This window comes from Kitasatospora sp. NPDC059571, from assembly GCF_042735675.1.
Classification (GTDB): domain Bacteria; phylum Actinomycetota; class Actinomycetes; order Streptomycetales; family Streptomycetaceae; genus Kitasatospora.
In genome coordinates, this window is the sequence record NZ_JBHWBW010000005.1 from 3,518 (window position 1) to 7,978 (window position 4,461).

The 4,461-nt window shown below is 71.7% G+C and carries 7 protein-coding genes; 2 read left to right on the forward strand and 5 right to left on the reverse strand.

Translation table 11 applies throughout. The annotated features are described in order from the left end of the window. Positions 1-150: 150 nt before the first annotated feature. The gene (locus tag ACFV0G_RS01830; RefSeq protein ID WP_380539937.1) at positions 151-315 is read left to right on the forward strand and encodes a hypothetical protein; all 165 of its coding nucleotides are present in this window, start codon (positions 151-153) and stop codon (positions 313-315) included. 63 nt (positions 316-378) lie between these two features. On the opposite strand, the gene ACFV0G_RS01835 is transcribed toward ACFV0G_RS01830, so the two are convergent. The 5 genes from ACFV0G_RS01835 to ACFV0G_RS01855 all read right to left on the reverse strand — a co-directional run bounded on the left by ACFV0G_RS01835 (position 379) and on the right by ACFV0G_RS01855 (position 3,042). Further along, positions 379-741: an STAS domain-containing protein gene (locus ACFV0G_RS01835; RefSeq protein ID WP_380539940.1), complete on the reverse strand. Its 363-nt coding sequence runs from the start codon at positions 739-741 to the stop codon at positions 379-381. Positions 742-1,129: 388 nt separating this feature from the next. Beyond that, positions 1,130-1,300: a hypothetical protein gene (locus ACFV0G_RS01840; protein ID WP_380539943.1), complete on the reverse strand. Its 171-nt coding sequence runs from the start codon at positions 1,298-1,300 to the stop codon at positions 1,130-1,132. Between the two features lie 37 nt (positions 1,301-1,337). After that, positions 1,338-1,658: a hypothetical protein gene (locus tag ACFV0G_RS01845; RefSeq protein ID WP_380539946.1), complete on the reverse strand. Its 321-nt coding sequence runs from the start codon at positions 1,656-1,658 to the stop codon at positions 1,338-1,340. A gap of 6 nt (positions 1,659-1,664) precedes the next feature. Beyond that, positions 1,665-1,976: a hypothetical protein gene (locus ACFV0G_RS01850; protein ID WP_380539949.1), complete on the reverse strand. Its 312-nt coding sequence runs from the start codon at positions 1,974-1,976 to the stop codon at positions 1,665-1,667. Between the two features lie 526 nt (positions 1,977-2,502). Further along, entirely contained in the window at positions 2,503-3,042 is a 540-nt protein-coding gene (locus ACFV0G_RS01855) for a hypothetical protein (protein ID WP_380539952.1), read from the reverse strand. Between the two features lie 279 nt (positions 3,043-3,321). Here ACFV0G_RS01855 and ACFV0G_RS01860 point away from each other — a divergent pair, with 279 nt between their 5' ends. After that, the gene (locus tag ACFV0G_RS01860) at positions 3,322-4,329 is read left to right on the forward strand and encodes a hypothetical protein (RefSeq protein ID WP_380539955.1); all 1,008 of its coding nucleotides are present in this window, start codon (positions 3,322-3,324) and stop codon (positions 4,327-4,329) included. Positions 4,330-4,461 lie beyond the last annotated feature (132 nt).

The window sequence follows — 4,461 nt, forward strand, 5'->3', positions numbered from 1 at the left end:
TTGCGCTCTCGGTCCGCTGCTTGCGCCGGCGCTTGCCCTTCCTCTGGGTGGGGGTCTTTTGCTCCTGCCCGCGCCGCCCCCCCACTCGCTCGGCGACCAACGACGAGAAGTCTCGACGGGCAAAGGCCCCCGCCGTGAAGCCACCCAACCATGGCGGTAGCCGCGACCCGTGGCCTGATGGGCGCGGCCAGGTCTACAGTCCTTCCACCCGATCGAGAGGGGCAGGACATGGACGACGGCCCGCAGGCCTGCGACACCAACTGGGGCGGGTTCACCGACTCCTCCTGGGGGATCGCCGACACCCGGCAGGATTGATCACTCCCGCCGGCCGAGCAGCAGTCGGCGGGAGGTCCGGCCCCGGATCTGTTCACCGGACGGTCAGGGGGTCGGGCCGCCGGTGGCGTCGAGATGGTCGGCGACCAGGTGCAGGGTGTCGGTGAGGACCATCAGCCGGTCGAGGTCGGCGGTGGAGGCAGCGAGCCCGACCGGATGGCCGAAGCGGCGGGCGTGTTCGCAGGCCCGAGCCAGTGCAGCGACCCCGGCCTCGTCGCACACATCGACGCCGCTCAGGTCCAACGCCAGCCCGTCCGGACACGCCCGCACCGCCGCGAGCAGCGCCTCCGGCAGTTCCAGGGCGCAGCGGGAGTCCAGGGCGCCGGACAGCAGCAGGACTGCGGCCGGGCGGCCGGCTGCGAGGCGCAGCTGCAGCGCGCCGTCGGCCAGTGCGTGCGCCCCGAGCACCTTGTCAGCGGGGGCTGGGAGTGGCTCGGACGGTCTGTGGTTGCCACCGTGGGGCATCGCGTCACCTCCCGCTCGGCCGCTTCCTCCCAGGGTGCTCCGGTCCGCTCCCGTTCTCTACGGTCTGGTCGGTGTCGGTCATGTCGCCCTCCCCTGGCAATCCGCGCACCGTCGCGTCGGGTGCCGGCGACGCGACCGTGCGCCTGCGACAAGGAGGGAGGACGTCGCGAGTCGGGGCCCCCGACGGGGACGGCCCGGCCGCCAAAGGGGGGTGGACAGGCCGGGCCGACAGTGCGGGCGACAGCACGGCCTGCACCGTCGACCGTAGGGCCCACCGGCCCGGCGAGCCGTCAGACCCGCCCGACCCGGGCCACTCCGGCGGCGGATCCGATCAGGCGCGCTCGTCCGGCAGACCGGTCCCGGGCTCGTCCTCGGTGTGCGGTTCCAGGAACGGGGACCGCTCGACGGGCAGCAGCCGGGCCCGGTCGTCGGCCGCCGCGGGCTCATCGGTCGCGGTGTCGGAGAACGGCTGCTGCCACAGCGGGCGGCGATCGGCACTCATGATCACCAGTGTGGCAGCCTCCGCCCGCGCCGGGCCGCTACAGGTGCGGGCCGATCACCAGAACGGTGATGACCTGTACGGTCTGGCCCTGGTCGTCCGTCTCGTCGGGGCCGTAGGTCCAGTAGATGCGCCAGGCGCCGGGGGTGTGGTTCTCCACGTAGGAGTCCCAGACCTTCTGGCCACTGTGGCCGGGGAAGTTCTCGTACTGGTGGGAGTGCAGGCCGGGGTAGCGGGGGTCGGTCTGCAGGAGTGCCAGCGCCTTGCGGGTCTTCTTCAGCTTGACCACATCGGCCTTGGGGCCGGCGGCCAGGCGCTGGAGCATCTCGCGCGCGTCGTCGGTGAAGCGCAGGACGTACACCGGTCTCTAGTCCTCGTCATCCTCGTCGTCGAGGTACTGCGAGAAGTCGCCGAGGTCGTGGGTCCGGCCGGCCCCGGCCTGCTCGATGCCGGCGCGGATGCGCTCGGCGAGCAGCGGGTCGGTCCACACCTGCATCTCCCGCTCCGGGATGGAGACGACCGGGGTCAACAGGAGAACGCCGTCCGGTGTGGACTCGACGCGGTAGCGGCGACCAGGGCGGGCGCCAGCGCGGCCCAGGGACACCCGTCCCCGGCTGTCGACCTCGGTCTCGGCGACCGTCTCGAACTCCTCGTGTGCGTGTCGGGCAACTGCGGCCATCACGGCCTCCATGATCGTGTGTTCCGAGGATGGTCAGCGTCCGCGCATGGTCACGAACACCGGCACACCTTCAGGATACCCACCATGGTGCAAGTGGGAACTACCCACCTGCACCGGATCGCTCCGGTACTGGGAGGTTAGGGAGCGGATTGCCTGGCTGCGATATGGCGGGCTATATGCCTGGCGTATCGCACGGACCACCCCGGCGTGGTAACCGCGACCCGTGGCTTGAGGGGCACAGCCAGGTCTACAGTCCTTCCACCCGATCGAGAGGGGCAGGACATGGACCACGAGCCGCAGGCCTGCGACACCAACTGGGGCGGCTTCACCGACTCCTCCTGGGGGGATCGCCGACACCTGGCAGGATTGATTACTCCCGTCGGCTGAGCAGCAGCCGGCGGGAGCTCCGGCCTCAGCGGGTGCGACCGGCAGCCGGCGCCCCATGGCCCCGCAGGGCCTGCGTTCTGCTTCTCCGGCGGGCCGGGGCCGGGCACGCCCTGCGCGCCCGCCGATTCACCCTCCGGCATCAGGCGCGGGCGTTCGGCCAGAGTTCGGGGACCCGGTCCCCGTCCCGGTCTGCCTTGGGCCAGCGCTGAGCGTGGATGAGGCGCACGGTCCACCAGGGGTCGTCGGCGGGTGGGCCGTGTTTGCCGGCCCTCTTGAGGTCACGGGCGGTGGGCAGGGCCAGGACGATCGGGCGCCCCCGCTGGTCGCGGCGCCGGCGGAGGCAGGCGGGGCATTCCAGACGGTCCGGCTCGGCCTGCTCGTACAACTCGCCGTCCCTGTCGCGGGCGCCGCCGAGGGGGCCGTGGCAGGTGTAGCAGGAGTGCAGAGCGTCATTGTGGGCACGGGCGGCCAACAGCTGCGCCCACCACCGGGCGTGCTCGGCGTCCCGCCGGGCCTGCGCCTTCCGTTCCTGCTCGGCCTGTTCGGCAACCTGGCGCTCGGTACGGCGCCGGGCGATCAGGGCACGGTCGGGCCGGTCGTCGAGGGCATCGGTGAGGCTCTGCCAGTCAGGGCGGCCGAAGCGCCACCAGACGGGGCCGAGGAAGCCGTGCTCGCGCAACCGATCAGTGGTGGTCGCCAGGACCGGGATCTACGTCCACTGGTACGCGGGCCGCTCGAAGAGCCAGGTGGCCACGTCGTTGGGGCTGGATCGCAAGACGATCAGGAAGTATCTGGGGCCGGCGCCCGCCTCGCGGGCTCCAGCACGGACCGTCCGCGCCCGTCTGGCACCCGCTCAGCAGCCGGGGCGGGCAGGCCTGTAGCCGGACCGAGCCGTAGACGGCGGGTGGTCCACTCTCCGGCCCTGCGGCGGAACGAGCAGGCCGACTAGATTCGGCAGATGGCTTCCACTGACGACATACTCGCTCTGGTCCGCAGAGCGCTCGACGAATTCGACGACCGCCCCCTCGACGTATCCGTCCGCCGGGCCGTGCGCATCGCTGGCCTGGTGGGCGACACCCGGGCCGCCGCCCGCCTGGCAAACGAGCTTCGCCCCATCGGCGGCGCCCCCACAGCCAACGCTGCGACCCTGCAGCGGCTGATGCCTGATCCGTCGTCTTGGGGCGTCGCCGGCGGAGACTTCGAGAGCGCGCACGAGGAGTACCTCCGCGACCGGCTGGAGTCGGCCGACCCGCGCGATGCCGTCGACCCCGACAAGACACTGTTCATCGCGCACTCGATCGACGAGATTGAGTTCTGGATTGAGCGAGCAGACCGTCTGCAGGACCAGGAGACCCCGAAGGGGCTCGCCTTGTCGCTGAAGATGCGAGAGATCGCGACCCGGACCCGGCACCGGACCTTCTCGTACCTGTGCGAGTGGGAGCGGCGCTTTGGGTACACCTCGATCAACGAGTCGATCTTCGGTGGCTACAAGGAGAAGGTCGACAAGCTCCTCTCCGAGGGCATCCCCGCCGTGATCGAGCAGTTCACGGCCGTGTACCGGCGCCTGAACGAGGCCGCGACCAGTGACCCGGACAAGGCGGCCGGCGAGGAACTCGCCCAGGCGATCACGACCTGCCGTCGCATCCTCGAGGCCGTGGTCGACCACGTGCTCCCGGCGCAGGACGAGCCGAGCGCGACCGGCCACAAGCTCGACCAGCCCGCCTACCGCAACCGGCTCTTCGAGTTCATCAAACGGGCGAACGAGAGCGACAGCGTCTCGGACATGACGGTCACCCTGGCCTCCAGCCTTCACGACCGGTACACCGCCGTAGGCAAGCTGACCAACAAGGGCGTCCACGCCTCCGTGGCGCTGCAGGCCGCCAACCTCTGCGCGCTGAACACCTACATCGTGTGCGGGGAGATCCTCCTCCTGAAGGAGCAGGAGCCGGGGCATCGAGGCGCCTGAGTGCCTGGGCAGCCTGGAGCACGGAGCCCACCACCCCCCCCCCCCCCCCCCCCGGGGGGGGGGGGGGGGGGGGCCCCCGCCCCCCCCCCCCCCCCCCCGCGCCCGCGCGCCCGCGCGGGGCGGGCCCGCCCC

Coding starts and splice junctions, on each gene's coding strand:
- ACFV0G_RS01840 (WP_380539943.1), bottom strand. CDS start 1,300: ATGAGTGCCGATCGCCGCCCGCTGTGGCAGCAGCCGTTCTCCGACACC.
- ACFV0G_RS01860 (WP_380539955.1), top strand. CDS start 3,322: ATGGCTTCCACTGACGACATACTCGCTCTGGTCCGCAGAGCGCTCGAC.
- ACFV0G_RS01850 (WP_380539949.1), bottom strand. CDS start 1,976: ATGGCCGCAGTTGCCCGACACGCACACGAGGAGTTCGAGACGGTCGCC.
- ACFV0G_RS01830 (WP_380539937.1), top strand. CDS start 151: ATGGCGGTAGCCGCGACCCGTGGCCTGATGGGCGCGGCCAGGTCTACA.